Annotated in this window: 23 protein-coding genes and 2 pseudogenes; 20 read left to right on the top strand and 5 right to left on the bottom strand. The window is 44.9% G+C overall.

Annotation, left to right across the window (positions count from 1 at the left end; translation table 11 throughout):
* Positions 1-85: 85 nt before the first annotated feature.
* The 4 genes and pseudogenes from J2W55_RS19745 to J2W55_RS25810 all read left to right on the top strand — a co-directional run bounded on the left by J2W55_RS19745 (position 86) and on the right by J2W55_RS25810 (position 2,064).
* Positions 86-1,207: a Gfo/Idh/MocA family protein gene (locus tag J2W55_RS19745; RefSeq protein WP_310099799.1), complete on the top strand. Its 1,122-nt coding sequence runs from the start codon at positions 86-88 to the stop codon at positions 1,205-1,207.
* 96 nt (positions 1,208-1,303) lie between these two features.
* A pseudogene (locus J2W55_RS19740) lies at positions 1,304-1,438 on the top strand (TraR/DksA family transcriptional regulator); the annotation flags it as partial.
* The gene (locus tag J2W55_RS19735; RefSeq protein WP_310099796.1) at positions 1,435-1,659 is read left to right on the top strand and encodes a hypothetical protein; all 225 of its coding nucleotides are present in this window, start codon (positions 1,435-1,437) and stop codon (positions 1,657-1,659) included. The pseudogene J2W55_RS19740 and the gene J2W55_RS19735, both read left to right, overlap by 4 nt.
* A 165-nt stretch (positions 1,660-1,824) precedes the next feature.
* Positions 1,825-2,064: a DUF72 domain-containing protein gene (locus J2W55_RS25810; RefSeq protein WP_374726376.1), complete on the top strand. Its 240-nt coding sequence runs from the start codon at positions 1,825-1,827 to the stop codon at positions 2,062-2,064.
* Positions 2,065-2,217: 153 nt separating this feature from the next.
* On the opposite strand, the gene J2W55_RS19730 is transcribed toward J2W55_RS25810, so the two are convergent.
* Complete coding sequence (locus J2W55_RS19730) at positions 2,218-5,637, bottom strand: ABC transporter permease (protein WP_310099794.1); 3,420 nt, start codon at positions 5,635-5,637, stop codon at positions 2,218-2,220.
* A gap of 227 nt (positions 5,638-5,864) precedes the next feature.
* Between J2W55_RS19730 and J2W55_RS19725 the strand changes: the two genes are divergently transcribed.
* The 5 genes and pseudogenes from J2W55_RS19725 (at position 5,865) to J2W55_RS25805 (ending at position 10,595) form a co-directional block, all read left to right on the top strand.
* A complete protein-coding gene (locus J2W55_RS19725; protein WP_310099792.1) occupies positions 5,865-8,231 on the top strand; it encodes an ABC transporter permease in 2,367 nt (788 codons plus the stop codon).
* Between the two features lie 564 nt (positions 8,232-8,795).
* Positions 8,796-9,253: pseudogene (locus tag J2W55_RS19720) on the top strand (helix-turn-helix domain-containing protein); the annotation flags it as partial.
* A gap of 74 nt (positions 9,254-9,327) precedes the next feature.
* Complete coding sequence (locus J2W55_RS19715) at positions 9,328-9,684, top strand: DUF1330 domain-containing protein (protein ID WP_310099789.1); 357 nt, start codon at positions 9,328-9,330, stop codon at positions 9,682-9,684.
* A 16-nt stretch (positions 9,685-9,700) separates the two neighbouring features.
* Positions 9,701-10,276 (top strand): Crp/Fnr family transcriptional regulator, encoded by a 576-nt coding sequence (locus tag J2W55_RS19710; RefSeq protein ID WP_310099787.1) that lies wholly within the window; start codon positions 9,701-9,703, stop codon positions 10,274-10,276.
* 148 nt (positions 10,277-10,424) lie between these two features.
* Complete coding sequence (locus J2W55_RS25805) at positions 10,425-10,595, top strand: helix-turn-helix domain-containing protein (protein WP_374726381.1); 171 nt, start codon at positions 10,425-10,427, stop codon at positions 10,593-10,595.
* Positions 10,596-10,654: 59 nt separating this feature from the next.
* On the opposite strand, the gene J2W55_RS19705 is transcribed toward J2W55_RS25805, so the two are convergent.
* Positions 10,655-11,044 (bottom strand): winged helix-turn-helix transcriptional regulator, encoded by a 390-nt coding sequence (locus J2W55_RS19705; RefSeq protein WP_310099784.1) that lies wholly within the window; start codon positions 11,042-11,044, stop codon positions 10,655-10,657.
* Positions 11,045-11,151: 107 nt separating this feature from the next.
* Here J2W55_RS19705 and J2W55_RS19700 point away from each other — a divergent pair, with 107 nt between their 5' ends.
* The 8 genes from J2W55_RS19700 (at position 11,152) to J2W55_RS19665 (ending at position 16,099) form a co-directional block, all read left to right on the top strand.
* Entirely contained in the window at positions 11,152-11,751 is a 600-nt protein-coding gene (locus tag J2W55_RS19700; RefSeq protein WP_310099781.1) for an FMN-dependent NADH-azoreductase, read from the top strand.
* A 111-nt stretch (positions 11,752-11,862) separates the two neighbouring features.
* A complete protein-coding gene (locus J2W55_RS19695; protein WP_310099778.1) occupies positions 11,863-12,432 on the top strand; it encodes a Crp/Fnr family transcriptional regulator in 570 nt (189 codons plus the stop codon).
* Positions 12,433-12,524: 92 nt separating this feature from the next.
* Positions 12,525-13,262, top strand: a complete 738-nt coding sequence (locus tag J2W55_RS19690; protein ID WP_310099776.1) for an SDR family NAD(P)-dependent oxidoreductase — start codon at positions 12,525-12,527, stop codon at positions 13,260-13,262.
* Positions 13,263-13,264: 2 nt separating this feature from the next.
* Positions 13,265-13,630 carry a hypothetical protein gene (locus J2W55_RS19685; RefSeq protein WP_310099774.1) on the top strand — a complete coding sequence of 122 codons (366 nt, stop codon included), beginning with the start codon at positions 13,265-13,267 and terminating at the stop codon, positions 13,628-13,630.
* On the top strand, positions 13,596-13,871 hold the full coding sequence (locus tag J2W55_RS19680; protein ID WP_310099772.1) for a DUF2188 domain-containing protein: 276 nt from the start codon (positions 13,596-13,598) through the stop codon (positions 13,869-13,871). Before J2W55_RS19685 ends, J2W55_RS19680 begins: the two co-directional genes overlap by 35 nt.
* Positions 13,868-14,281: a DUF1810 domain-containing protein gene (locus tag J2W55_RS19675; RefSeq protein ID WP_310099770.1), complete on the top strand. Its 414-nt coding sequence runs from the start codon at positions 13,868-13,870 to the stop codon at positions 14,279-14,281. The genes J2W55_RS19680 and J2W55_RS19675 overlap by 4 nt, the downstream gene beginning before the upstream one ends.
* Before the next feature lie 310 nt (positions 14,282-14,591).
* On the top strand, positions 14,592-15,359 hold the full coding sequence (locus tag J2W55_RS19670) for an SDR family oxidoreductase (protein WP_310099768.1): 768 nt from the start codon (positions 14,592-14,594) through the stop codon (positions 15,357-15,359).
* Between the two features lie 149 nt (positions 15,360-15,508).
* Entirely contained in the window at positions 15,509-16,099 is a 591-nt protein-coding gene (locus tag J2W55_RS19665; protein WP_310099764.1) for a Crp/Fnr family transcriptional regulator, read from the top strand.
* Between the two features lie 3 nt (positions 16,100-16,102).
* Here the strand turns inward: J2W55_RS19665 and J2W55_RS19660 are convergent, their stop codons facing one another.
* Positions 16,103-16,615, bottom strand: coding sequence for a cupin domain-containing protein (locus tag J2W55_RS19660; RefSeq protein WP_310099761.1), 513 nt, complete (start codon positions 16,613-16,615; stop codon positions 16,103-16,105).
* Positions 16,616-16,877: 262 nt separating this feature from the next.
* Positions 16,878-17,243: a DUF4267 domain-containing protein gene (locus tag J2W55_RS19655; protein WP_310099758.1), complete on the bottom strand. Its 366-nt coding sequence runs from the start codon at positions 17,241-17,243 to the stop codon at positions 16,878-16,880.
* 392 nt (positions 17,244-17,635) lie between these two features.
* On the opposite strand from J2W55_RS19655, the gene J2W55_RS19650 reads away from it, so the two are divergent.
* On the top strand, positions 17,636-18,385 hold the full coding sequence (locus J2W55_RS19650) for a hypothetical protein (RefSeq protein WP_310099755.1): 750 nt from the start codon (positions 17,636-17,638) through the stop codon (positions 18,383-18,385).
* Positions 18,386-19,279: 894 nt separating this feature from the next.
* Here J2W55_RS19650 and J2W55_RS19645 read toward each other — a convergent pair.
* Positions 19,280-23,500 (bottom strand): hybrid sensor histidine kinase/response regulator, encoded by a 4,221-nt coding sequence (locus J2W55_RS19645; protein WP_310099753.1) that lies wholly within the window; start codon positions 23,498-23,500, stop codon positions 19,280-19,282.
* Between the two features lie 221 nt (positions 23,501-23,721).
* Between J2W55_RS19645 and J2W55_RS19640 the strand changes: the two genes are divergently transcribed.
* The gene (locus J2W55_RS19640; RefSeq protein ID WP_310099749.1) at positions 23,722-24,159 is read left to right on the top strand and encodes an alpha-amylase family glycosyl hydrolase; all 438 of its coding nucleotides are present in this window, start codon (positions 23,722-23,724) and stop codon (positions 24,157-24,159) included.
* A gap of 105 nt (positions 24,160-24,264) precedes the next feature.
* Positions 24,265-24,375 (top strand): two-component regulator propeller domain-containing protein, encoded by a 111-nt coding sequence (locus tag J2W55_RS25800; RefSeq protein WP_374726380.1) that lies wholly within the window; start codon positions 24,265-24,267, stop codon positions 24,373-24,375.
* Positions 24,376-24,963 lie beyond the last annotated feature (588 nt).

The following is a 24,963-nucleotide window of genomic DNA, read 5'->3' as shown; positions in this document are numbered from 1 at the left end:
AGTTGCGAATTACAAAAAATATCACCGGAAATTAAGCAGTCCTGAAGAAATGTGTAAATTGTATTCAAAACCAAAAAACTTACCTATGAATTCACGTCGCGACTTTTTACAGAAAATAGGTGTGTCGGCCTTAGCCCTTCACCTGGCACCACTTGTAGGGTGGGCAAACAACACAACCAACAACGAAAAAACTTATGATGGCAAAGTATTGCGCGTAGCTATTATGGGCCTTGGGAGCTACGGAACCCGTGTTGCAGAAGCCATGCAATCATGTACAAAAGCAAAGCTGGTTGGTGTAATAAGCGGTACACCGTCAAAGGTTAAAGCCTGGCAAAGCAAATATGGTATCCCCGAGAAGAACTGCTACAATTATGAAAACTTTGATAACATTAAAAACAACCCTGATATTGACGCGGTATATGTGATAACCCCTAATGGCCTGCATCATGACCAGGTAATACGCATAGCCAAAGCCGGCAAACACGCCATCAGCGAAAAACCAATGTCGGTAAATGCTCAACAGGGGCAGGAAATGGTTGATGCTTGTAAAAAGGCAGGTGTAAAACTGCTGGTTGGCTACCGCATGCACTTTGAACCCAAAACGCTAGAGGTTATCCGGATGAGGCAAGCCGGCGAGTTTGGCAAGATCATGTTTTTTCAGGGGCAATGCGGCTTTACTATTGGCGACCCAACCCAATGGCGGCTAAACAAGCAACTGGCGGGCGGCGGCGCCATAATGGATATTGGCATTTATGCCATAAACGGTTCGCGTTATATGACAGGCGAGGAGCCTATATGGGTTACCGCGCAGGAAACTAAAACCGATCATGAGAAATTTAAAGAAGGCGTTGATGAAACCATTCAGTTCCAGTTTGGTTTCCCGAGTGGCGCGGTGGCATCATGCCTGTCAACCTATAACATGAACAATCTCGACCGTTTTTTCCTTGACGGTGGCAAAGGCTTTGCGGAATTACAGCCTTCTACAGGCTATGGCCCTATACAAGGTCGCACACATAAAGGTGAACTGACCCAACCTATTACTACCCACCAAACTGTACAAATGGACGAGATGGCGGGCATTATTTTTGAAAATAAGAAACCCATTGTACCGGTTGACGGTGAAGAGGCTGTAAAAGATCTGAAGATTATTGACGCGATATACCTTGCAGTTAAAACCGGGAAAAAAGTGGATATCAAACTTTCTTAAAATATTATTACCCTTTTACTCGCTCCTGAGGCTTTTTACCGGGTTTATTAAAGCTGTTTTTATACTCTGATAACTTAATGTAAGCAATGTGATAATGATAGCGCCATGACACGTATTGAAAATAAGACCTATGGCATTTGCCGCTCGACCAGTAAGCTGACACCAAAAGAACGCCTGGGCGCCGTACCGCACACTACCCGGAGCATGGAAGCTAAACTCAAACAGGCATGAGCTCCGCCTTTGTCAAAGAAGGAAAGGTAGGGCATCTTAGGGATGTGGCGCCTAATATTGGTGCATTATTATTTTTCCTGCGTATAGAGAACAATGGAACTGTCATCCGTGACGAGAAAAATTACTTTAGCGAAAAACACGGTCGCGATGTGTATGAAATGAGCGATGGCCTGAGCTATGCGCTGGATGATGAAAACCATTGGTATATTATTCTGGATTAATGAAGAGTGACTTCTATATGGGTACCAGCGGCCTGCAGATCAATCAGCCCAAACGTGGTTTTCCGCCGGAGTACAGCCACTTGTCCCTCTTGAGTTATTACGCGCTTCAGGGAAAATAGCATTGAGATCAACAGTTCATTCTATAAAATCCCGCAAGCAAAGACGGTGTCCCGATGGGCCATGGAAGTGCCTCCTAGCTTTAGATTTACGTTCAAATTATGGAGGCAGATCACACACCAGAAAAACCTGCTATTTCGTACTGAAGATATACTTCGGTTTATGGAAGCTGTTCATTTGTCCGAGGCTCGGCAAGGTTGCATCCTTGTTCAGTTTCCGCCCGGCTTGCAAGCAGGTGCGCTTCCGCAATTAAAGGAACTGCTTGCTATACTTCAAACGTATACATGAGCCGTCGCTGTAGAATTTCGTCATTCTTCATGGTATAATTATTATAAATCTAATGTAGACGTATGTTTTGGCGTCAACATTAATAGGGATGAAATCATGTAGTATATAGTATTGGATGGCTAGACAAGTTGAATTTGAATAAATTATCATACATTACTCGCTCCGCAAACTTTTTACTGGGTTTGCCAATGCGGCTTTGATTGACTGGAAGCTAACGGTTATCAAGGCGATCAAAATAGCGACGAGACCCGCCAGGACGAACATCCACCAACTGATGGCAACCCTATAAGCAAAACTCCGCAGCCATTTGTGCATGGCCCACCAGGCAAAAGGCGACGCTATTAAAATTGCCACTGCAACCAACTTAACAAAATCCAGCGATAACAACGTAGTTATTCCCCGCACACTGGCGCCTAACACCTTACGGATGCCAATTTCTTTGCTGCGCTGCTCAGCCAGAAAAGCCGAAAGAGCAAATAAGCCGAGGCAGGCAATAATAATAGCCAGAACAGCAAAGCTGGTAAATATTTTACCCGTACGGGTCACGTCAGCATACATGTTTGCAAAGTCCTCATCCAGGAAGGTATAACGTATAGGTTGATCGGGCGAATATTTTTTCCATAACGCAGACACGTTTGCAATCGCATTTTGTATGCTGCTGCCGCGAAGCTTTACGGTCATCATGGAGCTGCTCAAGCCATAGTGAAGCGCCACCGCGCCAATCTGGTCACGCATCGACTCATAATTAAAATCTTGCATGACACCAATCACGGTAAATATACCGTTGTCGCTGATACGAGCTCCAACCGGATGTTTCAAGCCAAGCGCTTTGGCCATGCTTTGATTAATTATCATACTCTTTCCCGCCGTATCATCAGCCATCTCAATAGAGAAATCTCTCCCTTCAACCAACTTAATACCTAAGGTCCTGAGGTAAGTATCGTCCACCTGCCAGATCTGGCCCAAAACGGCGGGATCAATTTTTTCACGACCTTCTTTAAAAAAAGCATTTCCGTTACGCGCGGTGCCGTTAATTGGCAGGTAATCGCTGATGGACGCGCTTTTAACATCGGCCAGTTTTGTCAATTCGGTTTTAAAGCTTTTAATAGTCTGGTCCCCCAGCGTATTAGTGCCTTGTAATACCAGCACCTGCTCTTTATCAAAACCAACCTTACGGCTCAGTATAAAATGCATCTGGTTGTAAATAACTATCGTACTGATGATCAAAATAATGGAAGCTGCGAACTGGAACACGACTAAACCGTTGCGTAGCATAGCGCTTTTGCTGCCGGTACTGAGCGTCCCTTTTAATACCTGCCCCGGCTTGAAGCCCGAAAGATAAAAAGCAGGATATAAACCCGCCAGCGTGCCAACAACGAGGGTAGAAAGCAGGATAACCGGAACAAACCACCATTCCAGCCACGGCATGGCCAGCGACCTTGCAGCCATCGTATTGAAATAAGGCAAAAGCAGCCAGGCTACCATAATACCTAGAATGAACGAGATAAAGCTGTAGATGAGGGATTCGGTCAAAAACTGCGCGATCAAACTGCTTCTGTGCGACCCTACCACTTTGCGTAACCCGACCTCTTTAGCACGGTTAGCCGATTTGGCAGTTGAAAGATTGATAAAATTGATACAGGCAATAATAAGGATAAATAGCGCGATCGCACCAAACAGCCAGACAAACCGTATATCGCCGTTGGTCAATCCATCCGGAAAATTGGTTGAGTAGAGGTTAATATCGGGCACAGGCTGCAGGTAAACATGGAACTTCTCCGCTTCTTTTTTAGGGTCTTGCGCGCCTCCTTTGCCAGCTTCAGGCATCCAATAATTTTTTCGCAGGCCGGTATTGAGTTTTTCTTCAAACGCTGCTACATTGGTGCCGGCCTTCAGTTTAATGTATTGGACATAGTTGAACCAGCGCCAGCTGTTTTGTTCACCGGCCCCAAATTCCATACCGGAGAGGGTAATAAAAAAGTGGAACGGGTGTAAATGGGAATTTGCGGGAATATCGGACATCACACCGCCGATGCGATAAGGATGCGACCGGTCATTGTCCAGATACATGACCCGGCCAAGCGGGTTCCGGCCGCGATAATACTTGTCAGCAATAGCTTTACTAATCACCATAGTTCGCGGCTCCTTCAACGCGGTAGCGCCATCCCCGTACACCATGGGCAGCTTAAATGCGCTAAAAAAGGACTGATCAATGTAAATAATACCTTGCTCGTAAGTGTTCTGCAACTCTTCTTCAGGCCGCAATTCGGCATGGCCAAGGTAGGAGTTAACCAGCCGCATGCGGCCGGCATATTCAACTTCTGGAAAGTCTTGTTGTATCGCTTTTGACATGGGTGCAGGCCATGCCAGTCCACGGCTCATTTCGCCGTCGCCTACTACCCGGAAAATCCGGTCGGCACCCGGGTAAAACCGGTCAAAAGTCATTTCGTTATGAATATACAACCCGATGAGAAAACAAGCGGCGATCCCCAGGGCAAGGCCCCCGATCTTTACGGTTGCATACATTTTTTGCCTGAGTAGCTGGCGGTAAGCGATCTTCAAATAATTCCTGAGCATAAATTTGCGTTTTGGTATTTTTTGACGCAATATTGCAGCTTGTGAAGCCGGATGAAGTGCCAACTTATGAATTGGTACGTCTTTTTTATATTCCAAAGGTGTCTTGCCGGTGAGCTCCCTGAAAACACGGTTAAAAGTTGTTTTAGAATTAAAGCCTGATTCATAGGCGATGCCTAATAAGTTAAGGTGATCATAAGCCGGGTCACGCATTTTACCTATGACTTCGCGAACTCGGAACTCATTGATAAAATCACTGAAGTTCTTCTTCAATCCCAAATTCATGATCTTCGAAAGCTCGTGCGGGTGAATCGCCAGTTTCACAGCAAGCGTAGCCAGTGTGAGATCGGGATTGGTATAAAAGCGGCCTGCCGCAACCGCTTCCTTTAACCGTCGCCCTTTTTCCTTGGCATTGATGCTTTCATTGTTTGCACTAATCAGCTGCACATCATGATCCGGTTGAATCAACCGTTCAGACGCCTGCATCATTAATAGAAAAGCGATTGCAAAAAGGAGGCTGTTAATGAAGCAGGATAACAGGCAAAGCAAACCAAGCAACAGCAAAGTGCGGTTAAGCCGCCGAAAGGCAAAACGCGACCTGTCCATCAACACGGGCTGAAGCTTGTCATAAAAGTTCTGAATTAGCCGATGCGCCAGGTATAGATAAATGATGACCGAAATCAAGATTACCCAGACCGGCATCCAGTATGATACCAGTAAGGGGCAAAGAAATAACATATCGTTCAGAACGAACCGGTGTTCTGGCCGGGTAACCTGCCGTACATAGAAAAATAATAACGGGCCCAGTGCTGGTAATAGAAATGAGGTCATACCGGCGGTATGCGATGCCGTTACCACCAGGGCCAAACTCAAATATAAGTTGGCCTTTTTTGCAGGCCTTTCAGCCAACCCTAACAGCAGCGCAACCGCCATACCTGCGAACAGTGTTCCCAATGAGGTCAGGTCATATAAGCTGATATGAAATAGTTGCGTGTTCAACAGGAAACGTTTATCAATGATTGTTCCAATTTAGCATTTATCTGGTAATCAAACTACTGGAAAAGGTAAAGGCCGTCCTTGTAATGAAAGCGGACGGCGCACTGTTCGCTTACAGGCTTCAAAGATGGGTGCCAATTAATAAGTTGGGACTACGTTTACTTCGCTGTGATATAGTTTTGACATCATAAGCGCTGAGTAGCAAACATCTCACTATGAATTGAATTATCATGATCAAGAATTATTTTGTCACCGCCTTCCGGAACCTTTGGCGCAATAAGACCTACAGTATAATCAACATTGCCGGCCTGAGCGTCGGTTTAGCCTCTTGTATGCTGATCTTCCTATTCAACATGGACGAGGTCAGTTATGACAGATTTAACGTACATGCTGCTGAAATTTATCGCCTGACAATAGACGCTAAGAGTCCGGATGGCCAAATCCACAAATTTTCTGGCACAGGCGATGTCCAGGGACCGGCATTCAAAAGCCAGTTACCCGAAGTGCAGGCGTTTATCCGTATCTATGGGACTGATTTTACCGTCAAACGGAATAATGAGGTATTTGACCAGCCGGCACTTTATGTTGACAGCAATTTTTTCTCTGTATTTACTTTTCCTTTAAAATATGGCAAGCAACAATATGCATTGAGTGATCCGCACGCTGTAGTCCTTTCGGAAGAAACGGCAGAAAAATACTTCGGGCCCGGAGATCCGGTGGGAAAGATACTTGAGCTAAAGCTACACAACGTATTTCAGCCATTCACGGTAACTGCCGTGGCAAAAAAATCGCCGCAAAATTCTTCCGTCAAAATCCAGATGCTATTGCCGCAGGCATCCAGGACTGTGAGGGATGGCTGGCTTAACTTTTTTCAAAATACCATCCTGGTCATAAAACCGGGCACGGACATTTACCGGTTAAACGAGAAAATAAACCGGTTGTACCTGAGTGATGCGGAAAGCGAGCTCAGGACAACGGCGAATAAGGATAAGATGACCTACGGCCTGCAACCGTTTTTGAGCTTGCATACCAGCACAGATTATCCGGCCGATAACGGTCTTGCAGGTGCCAGTAATCCGACGTATTCCTTTATTCTGACAGCGATCGCCTTATTTATTCTTGCGATCGCCTGCATTAACTTTGTTAATCTCACGGTTGCACATTCCCTCAGGCGGGCGAAAGAGATTGGCGTCCGCAAGGTATTCGGGGGGCGGCGTATGCATTTGATCATACAGTTTCTTGGCGAATCTTTCGTTCTGAGCTTTATAGCCTTCTTGGTGGCCGTACTTTTGGCTCAACTTGCATTGCCGTTTTTTAATACACTGATCAATAAGGAGCTTGCACTTTCCTACCTGTTTAGCTGGAAACTGGTGGTCGATTATATAAGTATATTTTTCCTGACTGGATTCCTGGCCGGTTTTTACCCTGCATTGGTGTTGTCAGGCTTTAACCCCGTGCAAACACTGTATAACCGGACAGCCTACGCTGGTAAAAGCTATTTATCGAAAGGACTGGTGATCTTCCAATTCACGCTGGCTACCTTCCTGATCATCGCCACATTTACCATTTATGCACAGTTCAATTACCTGATGCATTTCGACTTGGGCTATAATCCCCAAAATGTGATATCTATACGCGTCTTTAATATCAGCAAGGACAAATTTACTTTGTTCAAAACTGAATTGGCAGAAGTCTTCAATGTTCAGGGTGTTACTGCTGATCAGGGCGGGCGTTGGGGAACGGAAGGGTATATCAACGGCTCGCGGGTATTTGGTTTTGATGTGCAAAAGATCGATGAAGATTATTTACCACTTTTCCAGGTGCCGATTATAAAAGGCCGTAATTTTTCGAAAGCGATGCCTGCTGACAGTGCGCATTCGGTGCTGGTCAGCGAGGAATTTGTCAAACAAGCGGGCTGGAAGGATCCGATAGGACAAACGGTCGACTTTTTTCACGATCAAAGAAAGTATACGGTAATCGGCGTGGTCAGGGACTATCATTACTTGTCACTTACGGAAAAACTATCACCGGTTTTGTACAGTATGAAGCCTGATTATCCCTGGGGTAACATATTTGTACGAATTGCACCTCAACATAAGGCTGAGGTATTAGAGCGTATACAAAAAGAATTCAAAGCAGATTTTCCCTTAATTCCTTATCAGTATAAATTCAAAGACGCTGAACTTACCGAACAGTACGACAAAGAAGCAAAATGGAAGCATATCATTGCATTTGCTGCTGCACTCACCATATTTATATCTTGTATAGGCCTCTTTGGGTTGGCGACCTTGTCCACAGAGCGGCGAAAAAAGGAAATCGGTATTCGCAAGGTTTTAGGCGCCAGTGTTGAAGATATAGTACGAAAGCTCGCCGCCGACTTTGCGATTTTGACGTTAGCATCGGCCGCTATAGCGATGCCGGCAGGCTGGTGGGCAACAACGACATGGCTGCAAGGCTATCCCTACCGGATCTCGATCAGCTTCTTTTTATTCTTGCTGCCAACTATAGCAGTGCTTCTTATAGCCCTGGCTACTGTAAGTTTTCGGGCCATCAAAGCGGCAGTAGTAAATCCAGTTGACAGTTTACGAAGTGAATAGGATAGCTTTTATAACCGACAAGCTATTGCTGTAGAAGCGGCATACTCAATACCTCTATACGAGTAGCGCAGATATTAGAGTGTGCCATGCATGAGCAAGGCAAATTGATATGTTAATCCAGTAAAATATTATGAAAAACCTTACCCTGCTATTATTGCTAAGTATAGTCTTTACAGCCCATGCACAAACAGCACGCCGCCTACCACCTGTTGCATAAGAAAGACCCTAAGCAGCATAATCCTTATGCGTTTGCGGATAGTGCAAAAAGCCGGTAAAAAACGAACTAAACTGATTACCAAGCCACCCGAACAGGCGGCTTTTTTTATTTGGCCCAAGGGAAAATTTTTCCGTCAAATAGAAGAACAAACAAGTGCTTATACTAAGGGTTGGGAGCAAGTGCCAGCGAGGGTGGCTTGTATTATGCATTAAATGGAGATGGTGGAAGTCCGCATTAAACTGGAAAGGGCTGGGCAGCTTTTTGACCCGCCTCACGACTGAATTATTTGAAGATCATACAAGATGGTAACACCTACAGCCTGAAAGGCAAATTGGTTGGCGTTAAATGAATATCATTCCAACATCGATAAGTTCAGCCAGGATATAATCATTGCGAACCTGGAAATACTGCTGAACTACGCCGAGCTGGTTTTACCAGCGCCAGTTCATTACCCGTAAAATAACCAATCATAAGATACTGAAAAGGTTGAAGATCATATTGAGCGAATACCTAACAAGGAAACTTTACTTTCCAAAAGCGCGCCGACCGTACAATACCTGGCTGAGACGCTGAATATTTCCTCAAAATATCTGCGCACCTTATTGAAACAATTAACCGGGCAGACAACCAACAGATCATTCACGAAAAACTGATAGAGAAGGCCAAGGAGAAATTGTCGACGACAACGTTATCTGTGAGTGAGATCGCCTACAGTTTAGGGTTTGAGCATTCCCAATCGTTCAGCAAGTTATTTAAAAGCAAAACGAAGCGGTCGCCACTGGAATTCAGGGCTTCATTTAATTGAAAGATGGTCTGTGATTTCTCAAACTCTTCAACTACCTGAACTTTTTTTTAGCACAGGTGTACGACCTTTGAGGGATGGAAGACATCAAATTTCCCGATATCAAAACAGGTCAGGGACCTGTGCTGATGCTGAACCTGGTTAGGTTCAAAGACAAGAAAGTTTATTTTGACGAGTATATACCTGCATTCGGTCAAGTGGTCAAACAGTTGGGCATCGAAGGCGTAAATGTTAAGTTCGTTAGCGAAGTAGTGGCAAACATCATTGCTAATGAGAACGACCAATGGGACGAGGTTGTTTTGGTAGAATATCCCAGTGCAGAAGCGTTCATGACCATTGCACAAAGTGAGATATATCAAACGATCGCCAACCCGCTCCGCATCGCAGGTACGGCGGAACTAAAACTGATCATGACCCGGCAAATTGACTTTTAAAGGTTATACTTGTGCTATGTCTCAACTGATCCTGCGCAATTTCGCTTTGCATGTGGTACTTGCTCCTGACGAAGAGGAGCAGGTACTTGCTTTAATGCAGCGGAAAAATGTTACGAAACGGACCGTGCTTGTACGACCCGGGGAAACGGAACGACACATTTACTTTGTTGACCAGGGTTGTCTGCGTATGTACCATACTGATATGGACAGCAACGAACATAACCTCTGTTTTTATCCGGAGAACTGGTGGGCATGCGATATCGTCAGTTTTTTCAAGGCCAAACCTGCTACACATACCATACAGGCGTTAGAGGATTCGGAACTGCTTTATTTCACTTTACCAGACCTGGAAAACCTCTTTACGCGTATACCAAAGCTTGAACGATTTTTTCGCATACTTACGCAGAACGGGTTCGATATGTTCCAGCGCAGAGTGACATCTAATCTTTCTTTAACGGCTGAACAACGTTATCTGGAATTTCGACGGCATTATCCAGGACTTGAACAGCGTATAAATCAAAAACACATTGCCAGCTACCTTGGTATTACTGCCGTTTTTCTTAGCATGATGCGTAAAGAAAAAAATCTGTAATATGGCCCGATAATTTCAATTCTCACGTAATTGATAGCGCCGGTACTACACCGGTGAGGCCGTGGTGCGTTGCTTGAAAAGTTTATTGGACGATTGCGGATGCACAAGCCTGTTGATCAAGTTTCGAGTATTTCAGTTGCCCGCAAAAATGTATATCAAGGCTGCGCATCTGGTTGATACCCTGAGGGCGGTCACTGGATTTCCGGTGACTTATTATATTCAACAGGAACTGATGCGGCGAGCCCGGCCCTTGCTCTATCAGCGTGACCTTTCTGTAAACGAAATAGTAGCAGCTTTAGGATTTGAAGATGCCCAATAGTTCAATCGCTTATTTAGCAAGGTTGTCGGTGTTGCTCTGAGGATACTCAGAAAAAAACCTCATTTACTTTTCCGGCTGGCGACGATGCGCTGCCGATGATTGATGCCCCAAACCTTCAACTCATGCAATACTTGTTGTAAAGAGCGGCTGTAATCCGTTACCTCATAGGTGACCGTAGGCGGAACTGTCGGGAACACACTCCGCACCACAAATTCATTCAGCTCCAGTTCCTTTAATTCCTTCGACAAGATCTTCGGTGTGATGTCGCCCAGGGCGCGCTGGATATCCTTAAAGCGTGCCGGCCCCTGGGTCAGCGCGAATAATAAGGGCAGTTTCCATTTGCCATTGAGTACATATAAAGCGTCTCTGATCCCGTTGACACCCTCCGTACAGGCATTCGAGGCACAGGGATGGTCTTCCCCAAGCCCATTCGTCAAGTCTTTTTCCATAAAGCCAAAGGTAAGGAGTATCCCAAAGGATACCGGTATCCTTTGGGATAGTACTATCTTTTTGAAAGCCAGTGTATTTACGTTTGTCCGGACTAAAAATACCAGACATGAAAAAGATATTGCACATCATTTCGAGCCCAAAGGGCGAAAACTCCTTCAGCATCAAACTCGGTAACGCAGTCGTTGAGCAGGTTCAAGCTGCGAACCCGGGCAGCACGGTTGAGGTCAGGGACCTGACCAAAAAACCTTTTCCGCATTTGGAAGAAGCGACATTGGCCGCATTTTATACCCCACCGGCAGCGCAAACCCCGGCGACCAAAGCCGCCTTACAACATTCCGACGAAGCCATTGCCGAATTGCTGGCCGCGGACGTGATCGTGATCGGCGCGCCTTTGTGGAACTTTGGTATCCCTTCGGTATTAAAAGCCTGGGTGGACCATATCTCCCGCGCCGGGATAACTTTTAAATATAGTGAAGCCGGAGCCGAAGGACTGGTCAAGGATAAGACCGTTTATGTCGCCATGGCTTCGGGCGGCATTTATTCCAGCGGGCCCTACCAGGCCATGGATTTTGTTTCGACCTACCTGAAAGGTTTACTGGGTTTTTTGGGCATGACCAACCTCCGCGTCTTCCGGGTCGAAGGTTCTGCCTATCCCGGCCAGGCGGAGGCCGCTTTGCAAAAAGGGCTGGAGAGTATCGCGTTATAGCTGCAGAATGGAGAACGGATCATCATATCCGTTCTCTATTCCCCTAAAGCCATCCGAATTCGTCTTTACATTTTCCGGAATTTACTATTTTAGCAGCCTAATCTCTGCCAAGTGTTTGAAATCTTTAAGGCCTATGTCCTGCGTCATGCCGCCGTCAGCGATGATGAGTTCGCCGTGCTGGGATCGGCTGCGCGTGTCAAAAAGCTCCGCAAGCACCAATACCTGCTGCAGGAAGGTGACGTTTGCAAAGACCATTGCTTTATCACCAAGGGATTGATGCGCACCTATTCGGTCGATGATAAAGGCAACGAACATATCATCCGCTTCGCCCGCGAGGAATGGTGGATCAGCGACCGGGAAAGCCTGCTCACCGGTACGCCGAGTAAATTCAACATCGACGCCATTGAAGATTCGGAAGTATTGCTCTGGAGCAAGGCCGATATGGACAGGCTGATGGAAAAGCTGCCGGCCTTCAGCAAAATGATTAACGATATCCTCAACAAGAGTTTTATTACTTCTCAGAACCGCATTCACGAAGCCATCAGCAGTACCGCCGAGGAAAAATACCACAACTTCGTACAACGTTACCCCGACTTCGCCCTGCGCGCGCCGCAATCCATGATCGCCTCTTACCTGGGCATCAAACCTGAAACCCTGAGCCGCCTGCGTAACAAGCGCTGATTACTTGACATTTGTCAATTAATTTCTTGACAAACCTCATCGTCAGGGGGCTGCTTCTCTGCGCAATTTTGTTTCAACAAAAACGAAATATCATGTCACAGAAATTAGCCAATAAAGTCGCCGTGATCACCGGCGCAACCAGCGGCATGGCCTTAGCCACCGCCAAACTATTTGTAGCCGAAGGCGCTTATGTCTACATCACCGGCCGCCGCCAGGAGCAACTCGATGCCGCAGTCAAAGAGATCGGCCATAGCGTAACCGGCGTGCAGGGCGATTCCGGTAACCTGGAAGATTTGGACCGCCTGTTCGAAACCGTAAAAAAAGAAAAAGGCCATATCGATATATTGTACGCCAGCGCCGGCATCGGTCATTGGGGTATCGGCATTGACACTATTACCCCGGAGGAGTACACCCGCGTGTTCGATGTGAATGTGAAGGGCACGATTTTTACCGTGCAGAAAGCCCTGCCTTTATTAAGTGATGGCGCCTCGGTGATCATGACCGGTTCCATTGCTTCAGTTAAAGGCCTGCCAGGGATGGGTATCTATAGCGCCAGTAAAGCCGCTATCCGTTCTTTCGCCCGTACCTGGACGCTGGAACTGCAGCCCCGCAAGATCCGTGTGAACGTGATCAGCCCGGGTTCTATCGACACCGCAACCTTTGACGGCGTACCGCAGGAAACCCGCGACATCTTCATTGAGAAGATTCCGATGGGACGCTTCGGTACCTCCGAAGAGATCGCTTCCACCGCGCTGTTCCTGGCTTCCAGCGATTCCACCTACATTACCGGTGTCGAGTTATTCGTAGACGGCGGGCTGGCCCAGATCTAAGCGTGAAAGCCAAAAAAGAGATCCATATCATCATTACACTGTTCGGCTACCACCCGCTGGGAGATTGGGCCGGACAGCTCTTTGCCGACCGGCAGGTTTTCAGCGAACCCGGTACACGTGTGCTGAAAGCCGCTCCCGGGGTAATGCTGCAATTATGCGGTTGTGGTGCGCAGGCACCCACTTACCTGGCCAGTACCAAACAGCCGATAATCGCTTTTAAGGTCGCTGACCTGGAGCAGGCGATTAAACTGGCCGAAGCCCAGGGGGCAAAAATGATCGAGCGGACCACCGATCCCTGCACGGGTTTTTCCTTTTGTTACCTCCAACTGGCCGATGGCAGCATTACCGGCTGTTTCGCCTCCGTTTAAACCAAACCCAAATTGGAGTGTTATTCCTAAAAAAGGAGGAACGATGCCCTGGTACAACGGCGATTACCCGCCATCCTATAAGAACCAACCCAAATACCTGCGCGACAAGGCGGTCGAGATCGCGAACGAGGTTTTAAAATCGACCGGTAATGAAGGCGAAGCCATCGCCACCGGATTGTCGCACGCGCGTAAACATTTCGAAGAACACCCGGACGAGGTGCCAAAGGACGAAAAGGAATGAGTGACCTGAACCGTTTTCTCCATGCCCAGCAGGGCGATTATGAGATCGCGTTGACCGAGATCAAGGCCGGCCGCAAACGCAGTCACTGGATGTGGTATATTTTCCCGCAGATTGCCGGGCTGGGTTATAGCGATATGGCTAAATGTTATGCCATCAAAGATCTCGCAGAAGCGGCTGATTACCTGGCCCATCCTATACTGGGCAAGCGCCTGAAAGAAATTACCGCCGCACTATTGGACTTGGATACTAACAATGCTACGCAGCTCATGGGCAGCCCCGACGACCTCAAATTACGTTCGAGTATGACCTTGTTTGCCTTGGTTGAAGGTAACGAGTCAGTATTCGATGCCGTATTGAAAAAGTTTTTTGACGGTCATAAAGACCCGGCCACGCTGCAACTGGTGCGTTAGGGTTGCGAAGTTCCTCCTGCCGCGGCAAGCTGAAATAAAAGGTCGAACCTTTTCCCGGCTCACTTTCTGTCCAGGTGTGGGCCATTATGGAGATGGATGATCTCGGCATTCAGGTATAAGCCAATCCCGAAGCCGGAAACTTAACAAATTGTTTCAGCGCATTTGCTCAAGACCGCTGTTTTTAACTGAAGATTGTAAAGAGCGCCCTACCTGGCGGTGCATTTATTGACATTTGTCACACTGCTTTATAGATAAATGTCCTCTTTCTCTTTACCGGGACAAGCCAACTTTGCGTCATATTTAATATAACATGAAGTTAAAAAGCAAAGTGGCCGTGGTTACCGGGGGTAACAGCGGAATAGGCTTCGGCGTCGCCGAAGCATTGAAGAATGAAGGTGCCCAGGGTGCGATCACCGGAAGAAATCAAGTGACGCTTGACAGCGCGGTCAAAGAACTGGGGAAAAATTTCATCGGTATCAAAGGCGACGTAACCAATCTCAGCGACCTGGAAAACATCTACCGGGTAACTGCCGAACGGTTCGGGAAAATTGATACGCTGGTCGTGAATGCCGGCGGCATTGTTGACGGTCAGCCGATGGCGGGCATCGATGAGGTGACCGAAGAAAACTACGACTTGTATATGGACCTGAACCTGAAAAGCGCCTACTTCTCTGTAAAGAAAGCGTTGCCTTACCTGAATGATGGCGCGTCGATCATCCTGATCGGCTCTACCGCTGCACACCGTGCGGCACCTGGCATGACTATTTATGCCGCTGCTAAAGCCGCCGTGATCTCGCTGGCTAAAGGCCTGTCGCTCGACCTGCTGTCAAGAAGGATCAGGGTGAACACGCTCTCACCCGGTTCCATAGATACCCCTGTATTCGGCAAGATCGTACCGGAAGAACGCCTCGCTGGAGTTAAACAAATGTGGGTCGATATCATACCGGTAGGCCGGATGGGATCACCGGTGGATATGGGCAAAGCTGCCGCTTTCCTGGCCTCGGATGATTCCGCATTCATTGTCGGCACGGAACTGATCTCCGATGGTGGTATGACGAACATCAGCCTGATGAAATGATCGGGTTACGGGCGGCAGTCAACAATGCCGCCGCCTGTACTTATTGAAAGCGTTACGGAAATGAAATGATGTCATTTTAACACCATATCCGGTTCCCGGTAGCCTAATCTGACGCCTTTTGAATAGCTTTGTTAAAAAAAGCCGTTCGAATGCTGGAAGCGCTCATAGACTATCTTCATGAAAAAGGACAACTGACGCCGGAAGACCTGGAATTGGTTGCCCAGGCCGCCGTACCGAAAAGGGTCCGGAAACAGCAATACTTACTCGAAGAGGGCGAGGTCAGCGATTTCCTCGGATTCGTTGTTAAAGGCAGTTTCCGTTTATTCCGGATCGGCGCGGACCAGGAGGAACACATCATGCGGTTTGCGATAGAGAACTGGTGGATATCCGACTTTATCAGCTTTATGTCCGGCCAGCCCTCCAATTGCTATATAGAAGCGCTGGAGGACAGCGAACTGATCCGCTTTTCCAAAGAAAAATGGAATGAGCTGCTCGCTGCGTCGCCCAACTTTAAGCAGATCATTGATGCGCTCACCGCCAGGAATTTTGAGGCGCATCAGGACAGGATCTTCAGCAACATCAGCGAGCCGGCGGAAGTCCGGTATGAGAAATTCGTACAACAGTACCCGACCCTTTACAACCGCATTCCTTTATATATGATCGCCTCTTTCCTGGGGCTGACGCGGGAAACCCTGAGCCGCGTCCGCAAACAGGCGGGTAAGAGAAGTCTAAGCAAATAATGGTCATCGCTGCCGTTTCTGAAGGATATCCGGCGGATACAATACCTGCCCATGCGCTTGCGCAATTTCCTGGATTCTTTTCAGCGCCCCGGCATCCATTGACGGAGGCGGTAAAAATTCGCCGGCAGCAACCGGTTCGCCAATCTCTTCGAAAAAGTCTTCCAAACCGGCAGGTACCACCGTACAAAGTAACTGCGCCATTTGATCGCCGACGTTTTTAAAGTAATGTACTACGCCACCTTTTGGGATCAGCACACAGGCGCCTTTTTTGGCTCTATAAGTGCCTGCTTCCGAATGAACTTCCACCTCGCCATCGACAATATAAAACGATTCGAAAAAGTTGGCATGCGAGTGAGGTCCCGGCCCGTTTTGCGGGGGCACCAGCATTTCTATCGTGGCGAAAGCGCCACCGGTTTGCCGGCCGGAAACCAGCACGCGGTAATTTCCACCCATGACGGAGAGTATTTTGCCGCCATCGGGATTTACGGTGGTGGGCATAGGTTTGATGTTTTCCATGTTTGATGTTTTATTAAGCTAAATTACTAAGATTGTCTCTTAAAAATCGGGGCCCGTAATTAATTAAAATTAAACATGTTAACGCGACCAGCAGCAGGATCTCCTGCAGTTCGATCACTTTATCCCAGCACTACTGTAACTCCCTGATATTACCGATCAGCCTGCCGAATTTTACCCCTTCGATCATGATATTAGTCCCTCAATTTTGCTTTAAATAAAAAGATAGTAGTGATCATCATATAAACCGCTGTGCTCCCGTGGATCAAAAGTGCGTTACATCCTGTGCGCCATTGACAGCCAGGACGGTCAGGCCATCAGATACCGGAATAATGATGGCGCCGCCAAAGGCAAAAGCGGTAGCACGCGCATTCCGGGAAATGATTAAAACAAGCACGACGATACCCGCAAAGATATCCCTGATCCCTTTGATCCAGCCGTAGGCCAGCGCTGCTTTGGCAGGCGCCAGCGGGATACCGAACCCTTCAGCGCCTGTAGCAGGTGAGATCATAAGCCTTGCGCCCAGAAAAATAATACCTGCCGCTACCAATGCGGTAAGCCAGTAAGAGGCCGATTGTGGTCCCCAGAAATTGATTTGTTGGTTGATGTATCGTTTATATGCTACTTCCATTCGCTGAGGATAGTGCTGCAGTCGAAACACAATTTTTTCGAGCAAATACCGCTGACTCTCCATATCAGGTAACCAAAGCGGTCATAATTGGTATAAGTAAATTTAAAGAAATCGGCGAAGTGGCGGGCTTTGTCTTGAACCAGGATATCGTCGTTTGTCAGCTGATTATTGAAAATGAAAGCCATAGTGATTTGATCACGCAATGAGCATAAAAACAATAAGAAACGTTGTAAAAGAAAGTGACAGAGACGCAACCTATCTGCGTAGTTGACAGCATTTTTAAAAAAGATCTAAATCTTTTGGATTTTTATGTAAATGTTTAATTGACAATATGATATATATTAATTGAATACTTAAATTGCATTGTTTTTTAACTTAAACCACCATTTGCCATGTCGACCGAAAACACCAAACCAAACCTTGAACTTCGTGAACTGGAGCTGAAAGTACGCGAATTGGAATTGAATGTTAAAGATCTGGAAAAACCTTCCTATAAAAAACTGTCGCACTGGACCTCTATTGTGACTGTAGTTATTGCTGTTTTCGGCTTCGGTCTGCAGAGTTATCTCTCCAACATCAAGAATGCCAGAGCCGATCTTGATATAAAAATAGCAGAAGCCAAAAAGGATACGCTCGATAGGCAAATTCGACTGAATAACGACAGCCTTGTCATGCTGACTCAAAAAAAAGACTCGTTATTAAAAGCATATTCTAAAGTATCCCAGGCATATATCGATGTGAGTAGCACAATCGCGTTTTCGCCTGACAGCCTTAGCCTAAAATCCCAAACCAAGATATTTAATGCCAACGAAAATGTATCCGGCGTCTTATTGAAAAACAATCTCGGAACACTTTTGAAAGCAGCCACAGTCAGAATTTACTGTTTGCCTGCCTTAAAAGAAAAGGCAGAAAGGATAAACCAAATGTTATTAAATAACGGTGTGCGATCTACCATCGACACAGCACCCTATGATATATCGCATTCTTATAATCAAATTGTGTATTATAATGATCCGCAACGAGACTATTGCAGTGCGGTACGTTCGCTTTTGATTAAAAATGGTTGGGCCAACTTCGAAATACGCAAAAGCAGTAAAGCCAATCTCGCTACACAATTTTTTAAGATTTACCTTACAAGTTAGCTCCCAGTTTAAAATTTGCGCTTCGGTAATGATAGAGTTCTTCATTGTTTGACTGATTAAAATTAAGACTTTTCGTCCTTTAAGCAGTCTGATTTTTAGGAGGGGTTACAGCTGATATGAGTAGTATATTTAGTACATCCGCTTGGTTGGGCTCGAACCAAGGACCGTGTTTTTTTGACGTTGGTAAATACCTCATTCTTAACTATTTTTGTATAGTCGGAGAGGTGAAACCCCAAAACCGCCACCAGGCCTTTTTGTGAACCTCGTAAACGATTGAAACTCAGTTCGAAATAGAGATAGGAGTGTAGCCCGGGTGGGCGCACAAAGTGGATAAGTTCTACAATTGAAAACCCTCTAAATAGCTTATTTAGGGGGGGCATTAATTATTTCCTCAACAACCCTTAAGAAAGCCAAACCTTTGGGCACCTCTTTTAAGTTTTTAACTTAGGTGCTCAGTTTTGAGTTAGCGTATTGTAAATCAGTTGATTATAGATATTTTTTTTAGATTTATAGGCCACTTTGCATGCACAAATTATATAGTCTATTGCATCAATTTGAACATCAAAAAGGAGGAAAATAATAAAAACGACACAATCATTCAGAGTTCACTTTGTAATTAGAGCCTACAAAGCGAAAAATGGTAAGGCATCCAGCCATTCGTATTCAATGTGCGATAGAAAATTACCCCTTTGTGTAATATGCGTAAGCTGTACAATTTTTGCTTATTGAGCCTGCTTTTGTTTGATACAATGTTGAGGTAGGTATGGTAATCAACCATGATCTCGTTATAATTTATTTCGATTTTCCAGCAGCCGGTATCTTTTGATAAATGGCAATGACCTATTTTGTCGAGCAGCGATTTGATCAGGAAAATGCAGGGCCAGTTCAGGCAATTTAGGAACGCCTTTGATATTGTTTTATCCGCGCGCTATATTTTTCAAGGACGCTGATCAATGTTGGCAGGTTGATCGGTTTAGATAAATAGTCATCCATCCCCGCACTTACACAGGCTTCCCTGTCTTCGCTCAATACGTTAGCCGTCATAGCGATCACAAAGGGATTGTCGCCATAATATTTCCGCACAAGACGGGTAGTTTCAAGCCCATCGACTTGAGGCATTTGCACATCCATCAATATAAGATCGTAATTATCTTTTTCTAGCATATTCATAACTTCTATGCCATTATTAGCCAGGGCGGGCTGATAGCCAAGTTTATGAAGTGTCCGGACGATTAGCTTTTGGTTTATTAAGTTATCCTCGGCAACCAGCACATTTAGCGGATTATCCGCTGCAAACTGTACCGATAACACCGGCTTCCTTCTTTCGTGTTGACGAGCCTGCTCGTTGCTTAGAGCCATTTTTACCGTCTCGAACAAATGAACTTGCTTGACCGGCTTGACGAGTATTGCCTGAAATAAAAAAGCGTGCTGCTTCACACTTTCGTTACCGACTGAACTAAGCAGAATAATAGGCAAAGAAGGATGATCCTGCTTTATGACTTTACTTAAGGTAACGCCGTCGATGTCCGGCAACTGCATATCTGTAACTACCAGATCAATGTCACCGCTGTTTCGAAAAGCCTGAATGGCAGTATGACCTGTATCTGCAGCTATAACCCTCATTGAGTATTTCTCCATCTGTAACTTCAAAATTCGCAAATTGGTTGCATTATGGTCACAAACCAATACGGTTTTACCCGCGCAGGCAACAGATGTGATGGAAGTTTCGCTGTTTGTTTTTTGGATACCTTTGGTATAAAGAATATCAAAACGGAAGGTACTCCCTTTATTGGGTACACTTATTACCGTGATGTTACCTCCCATCAATTTTACTAAACGCTCGCTGATAACCAGGCCAAGGCCAGTACCACCATATTTGCGTGTTATCGTTGAATCTAATTGGTTAAAAGCCTTAAAAAGATTATCAAACTGTTCTGGAAATATACCAATACCGGTATCATGAACTTCAAAATTAAGATATGCATTCTCATCCCTGATACAAGAATTAACTTTCACGAATACCTCTCCCTGCTGGGTGAATTTAACAGCATTGCCCACCAGGTTGATCAAGATCTGTTTAAGCCTCGAATTATCTGCGTGAATGTAATCGGATACATCATCCGCTATATGATATACAAGATTAATTCCTGATTTGGCTGCTTTTGCAGCGAATAGGTCAAATACATCTTCGATGCATTTCCGCAATTCAAAGTCCTGTGGGTCCAGCTCTAATTTACCTGATTCGATCTTCGAGAAATCCAGAATGTCATTGATCACGGTAAGCAGTGACTCTCCACTTCTTAAAATAGCATCAGTGTACTCCTGCTGTTCGGCAGTCAGGTTGGTATCTGCAAGTAAAGAGGCCATCCCGAGTACGCCATTCATGGGAGTACGGATCTCATGGCTCATCGTTGCAAGAAATGTACTTTTAGCTTTGTTGGCTTCATCCGCTGCTACTTTTGCCTCCTCCGCCTCAAGACGTGCGGCTTCCTCCTGAGCTTTCTGTACCAATAATTGATCAGATTGCGCCTGTAATTCTTCTGACAATGCCTGGAATTCTTCCGCTTGTTGCTGCAGATCGACAGTTTGATTTTGCAGCTGTTCTGTCCTTTCTTTCACCTGTAATTCCAGATAGCTTCTCTGCTGTTTAATATAGCTAAACCGAAACTGGAAAGTGCCATATAGGGCACTGACTGCGAGTACAAATAACAGCGTGCGAAACCACCAGGTCATCCAGTAAGGCGGCGTAATAATGATACTTATTCGCGCCCCGTTTTTATTCCAAACCCCATCGTTATTAGCAGCCTTTACGATAAAAGTATAACGACCAGGAGCAAGATTGGTATAGGTCACGCTTCGTTTATTTCCATTATGCTGCCACTCGGCATCGAAGCCGATAAGCTTATACATATATTCATTTTCCTGTGGAACGGTGAAATCCAATGCGGAAAATTCAATTGAAAAAACAGATTGCCTGTGATTTAATATTATCTGTTTTGTGCTTGATATATTTTGTTTTAAAGGTGAATTGGACGAATGGACATCGATAGCGCGGTTGAATAAGCTAAAGCCGGTGAAAACCACCCGCGGCGGATTTGCATTAAACCGCAGTTTATCGGGATCTATAATAGTATAGCCGTTAATGCTTCCGAAAGCTATTTTTCCATCATGAAGCTTTGTCCCGCTGCCATAATTGTACTCGGCTGTTTTCAACCCGTTGACCTCGTTAAAATCGCGGCTGGCGTCGGTTCGGGGGTCAAAACGGGTAATGCCTTTTAAAGTACTCAGCCATAAAAAGCCGTGATCATCTCCCGTAATGTAGTTGATCGTATTATTCACAAAACCGTTTTCTTCCGTATATGCCCGGATCTTTCCGGTTCGCTTGTCATAGCAATTTAATCCTCCTTCCATAGTTCCAATCCACATATGGCCGGTTTTGTCTTCATAAAAACAACTAATAATATCACTGTTTAAGCCACTATTTCGGGTATTGATATAGGAAAATCTTTTGGTGCCGGGGTGATAAATACTGATGCCGTCGGAATATCCTCCCAACCAAATATTTCCGTGTTCGTCCTCATAAATAGCCTCAATAGAATTATCACTAATGCTGCTGCCTGGTTCACGGCCTTTTTTATATTTGAGGAATTGTCCGGTACGCGGGTCGAAAATGTTTACGCCACCTTTATCGGTGCCTATCCATATATTGCCATTGCGGTCCTCTATCAATGCATAAATGGAATAGCTGCTGATGCTTTCCGATTTGATGCTTGGAAGGAAGTGTTTGAACACGCCTTTCTTTATATCATATCTGTCCAGCCCGCCACTGAACGTGCCAATCCAAACAAAAGCATCTGCTTTATCGGTTAGCACTACTGATGTATAGTCAGAAATAATACTTCGTCTATTGATGGCGGAATGCTGATAACGGGTAAGAGAATTTACTTTCCGGTCATGGAATACCATACCTGCATCGGTGCCCACATATAGATTATCTCTGCTGTCCGCCGAGATCCCCCGAATGATATGTTTTGCAGACGGATGACCGTTAATTGAATATATATAAGTTGGAAAGGTATTTAGGTTTTGGTCGTATTTAAGCAAACCCTGGCTTGACGTTCCTATCCATAGTGTTTTTTGCGCATCATAGAATAAGGAATAAATACCATCATTGGACAAATCGCTGTTTTCTGATGACTTTATGGGCAAAAAAACTTCATGTTTAATATCAAATAATTCTAAATTTTTATTGGTTCCCAGCCAAAGCTTACCCTTTTTATCTGTGGCAATAGCATATACAGGGACATTCTCTCTTATATAATTCTTTTTGCTGTAAGGCTTTGAAAAATCACCTTTCACGGGGTTGAACCGAACAACACCGAAATGTGTTGCCAACCACAGATGCTGCTTATTATCTTCGGCTATCGCACTGACGGGCAGTTTGTCCATGCCTTTTTCACCTGTATTGTAATGTATAAACTTATCAGTTTCATGATTGTAAAGATCAAGCCCTTTAGGCGTGCCGATCCAAATCCGGTGAGACGCATCCTCAAAAATTGTGTTTATAACTGAGCTATTGATGCTTTGTGTGTCTTTCGGATCATTAAAATAGTGTTTAAACCGATGCGTTTTCTTGTTGTAAAAGTTCAGACCATCCTCCGTGGCAACCCAAATGTTATCCATCCTGTCAACCAGGATAAATGTTATATTGTTGTTACTGATAGAGCCAGGTCTTTTTGGATCGTGTGAATAGTTGATAAAACGGTCGTTGACCGGCTCGTACCTGCTCAATCCGCCGATTCTGGTCCCTACCCATATATCACCCTGTTTATCTTCGCTGATGGCCAGAATATTATTTGCCGGCAGGCTATGGGGATCTTTATACTTGTGTTTATAATAGGTGTACTGAATGCCATCGTATTTGTTCAAACCATCTTGTGTGCCAAACCACATAAGCCCCTGTGAACTTTTTAAAATGCACTGCACCGAATTTTGGGACAGGCTGTTTAAACTATATACTTTTGAAATTTCCGTATCTATGTTCTGCGAAACACCCCTGACAGTGGAAAAACAAGCAATGAATATTGACAAAAGGGATATCTTGAAAAAAAACATAAAATAAGATCAACTGATGTTTACGTAATAGATTAAAAATTGTTAAAGATTAGTTAAAATACTTTGCAGCCACGCTGATTTGCAAGGAACCAATAACGCTGGAGAAATGCGGTAATAATAAGCACCAGATTTACAGGCTGGGGAGAACAAAACTTTATGCCGATTTCCCTTAGTCGCAATCCTTGACAGGTTCCACTCACGGCGTTTTATTTGTCCGGTTCTTGCTGCCCATTTACAGCTCACCAAATGACGATAACGGCTATGACGTGAGCAATTACAGTACTATTATGAAAGATTTTGGTAGCATGGCGTATTTTGACGCCCTGCTCAAAGACATGCATGAGCACGGAATTAAGCTGGTGATGGACCTGGTTGTGAATCACAGTAGTGATGAGCCGCCATACCACTACAGCTTATTTGATGTAAACCATGATGTATGGCGATATGACTCATTAACCAATGCTTATTACCTGCATTATTTTTCGCGTAAGCAACGCGATCTAAATTGGTTGACGCGAATAGAAAATGAACTAAATATGCCCTACGCATTTGAGGGGGTAGGATATCACCAAACGTGGAGGATATATCTGCTGCATTTTAAAAATGTGTTCAGCAATGGGGGGCTTTGCCGTAAATTTTTAAGGTTTATAGGAGACTAAATAAAGAAATGCTGAATTTCGGCTTGCTTTATCGTGTCACTGCAATCTGCAGTCGGCAGTTTGAAAAAGATCTTTAGTGGCGTCTTACTATAAACGGCTTATTGCATAAACCAAGTAAATAGCATTTATAACGATGCGAGAGGTTTTATGTGGTTCGGCACTGGGCCCGGCAGGTATGAAGGGCATGCGTTTAAAGTATACAAAAAAATCAAATAAATAATAAACCGGATGCCTGAGCTGCCATCATGTGCGGATAAAAGACTGCCTTATGAGGATTTAGTTTTAAATATTCAATTGTGAATATTTTATTATTATTCGTAGAATATTACATATGTTTTTGATTTTTGATCGTTTTATTAATAATATAAGCACTCATGATATATTTAAATAATTAATTCGCAATTCTAAAAAACGGCTTGTGTAAACAGTACACTATAATTAATTTAGTTCCAAACCAAAGTTCAGTTACACCATTGTTTTTATGATTTATCTGATACTGTTATGACCAATATTAAAGCTATACAATAAGTTAAATTACAACCGTACTTTAAAATAGGCAGTGTTTACAAATATTTATTTACCGGGTTGCCGCCACAAGGCTTATCTCACATTCAATCAGGTATTTTAAAGTAAATAATGCTTTATATAAAGCTTGCTTAACAAACAAGCGTAACATGTTTTCCCGGTTATTGCCGCAAGGCTTATCTCACAATTAATCAGGAACAACATGAACTGATAAGCTGTTATTGCCTACACAATAACAAGTAACACATTTATTTTGACTATTTGTCTGGGCTGTTGACC

This window comes from Mucilaginibacter pocheonensis, from assembly GCF_031456535.1.
Taxonomy (GTDB): Bacteria; Bacteroidota; Bacteroidia; order Sphingobacteriales; family Sphingobacteriaceae; genus Mucilaginibacter; species Mucilaginibacter pocheonensis.
This window is presented reverse-complemented; position numbering and strand designations above follow the sequence as displayed.

Excerpts from the sequence above, each read along its gene's own strand:
- J2W55_RS19725 (WP_310099792.1), top strand. The coding sequence starts at position 5,865 with ATGATCAAGAATTATTTTGTCACCGCCTTCCGGAACCTTTGGCGCAAT.
- J2W55_RS19715 (WP_310099789.1), top strand. The coding sequence starts at position 9,328 with ATGGAAGACATCAAATTTCCCGATATCAAAACAGGTCAGGGACCTGTG.
- J2W55_RS19745 (WP_310099799.1), top strand. The coding sequence starts at position 86 with ATGAATTCACGTCGCGACTTTTTACAGAAAATAGGTGTGTCGGCCTTA.
- J2W55_RS19735 (WP_310099796.1), top strand. The coding sequence starts at position 1,435 with ATGAGCTCCGCCTTTGTCAAAGAAGGAAAGGTAGGGCATCTTAGGGAT.
- J2W55_RS19680 (WP_310099772.1), top strand. The coding sequence starts at position 13,596 with ATGGCAGCATTACCGGCTGTTTCGCCTCCGTTTAAACCAAACCCAAAT.
- J2W55_RS19705 (WP_310099784.1), bottom strand. The coding sequence starts at position 11,044 with ATGGAAAAAGACTTGACGAATGGGCTTGGGGAAGACCATCCCTGTGCC.
- J2W55_RS19660 (WP_310099761.1), bottom strand. The coding sequence starts at position 16,615 with ATGGAAAACATCAAACCTATGCCCACCACCGTAAATCCCGATGGCGGC.
- J2W55_RS19670 (WP_310099768.1), top strand. The coding sequence starts at position 14,592 with ATGAAGTTAAAAAGCAAAGTGGCCGTGGTTACCGGGGGTAACAGCGGA.
- J2W55_RS19710 (WP_310099787.1), top strand. The coding sequence starts at position 9,701 with ATGTCTCAACTGATCCTGCGCAATTTCGCTTTGCATGTGGTACTTGCT.
- J2W55_RS19690 (WP_310099776.1), top strand. The coding sequence starts at position 12,525 with ATGTCACAGAAATTAGCCAATAAAGTCGCCGTGATCACCGGCGCAACC.
- J2W55_RS19665 (WP_310099764.1), top strand. The coding sequence starts at position 15,509 with ATGCTGGAAGCGCTCATAGACTATCTTCATGAAAAAGGACAACTGACG.
- J2W55_RS19645 (WP_310099753.1), bottom strand. The coding sequence starts at position 23,500 with ATGTTTTTTTTCAAGATATCCCTTTTGTCAATATTCATTGCTTGTTTT.
- J2W55_RS19655 (WP_310099758.1), bottom strand. The coding sequence starts at position 17,243 with ATGGAAGTAGCATATAAACGATACATCAACCAACAAATCAATTTCTGG.
- J2W55_RS19650 (WP_310099755.1), top strand. The coding sequence starts at position 17,636 with ATGTCGACCGAAAACACCAAACCAAACCTTGAACTTCGTGAACTGGAG.
- J2W55_RS19700 (WP_310099781.1), top strand. The coding sequence starts at position 11,152 with ATGAAAAAGATATTGCACATCATTTCGAGCCCAAAGGGCGAAAACTCC.
- J2W55_RS19675 (WP_310099770.1), top strand. The coding sequence starts at position 13,868 with ATGAGTGACCTGAACCGTTTTCTCCATGCCCAGCAGGGCGATTATGAG.
- J2W55_RS25805 (WP_374726381.1), top strand. The coding sequence starts at position 10,425 with ATGTATATCAAGGCTGCGCATCTGGTTGATACCCTGAGGGCGGTCACT.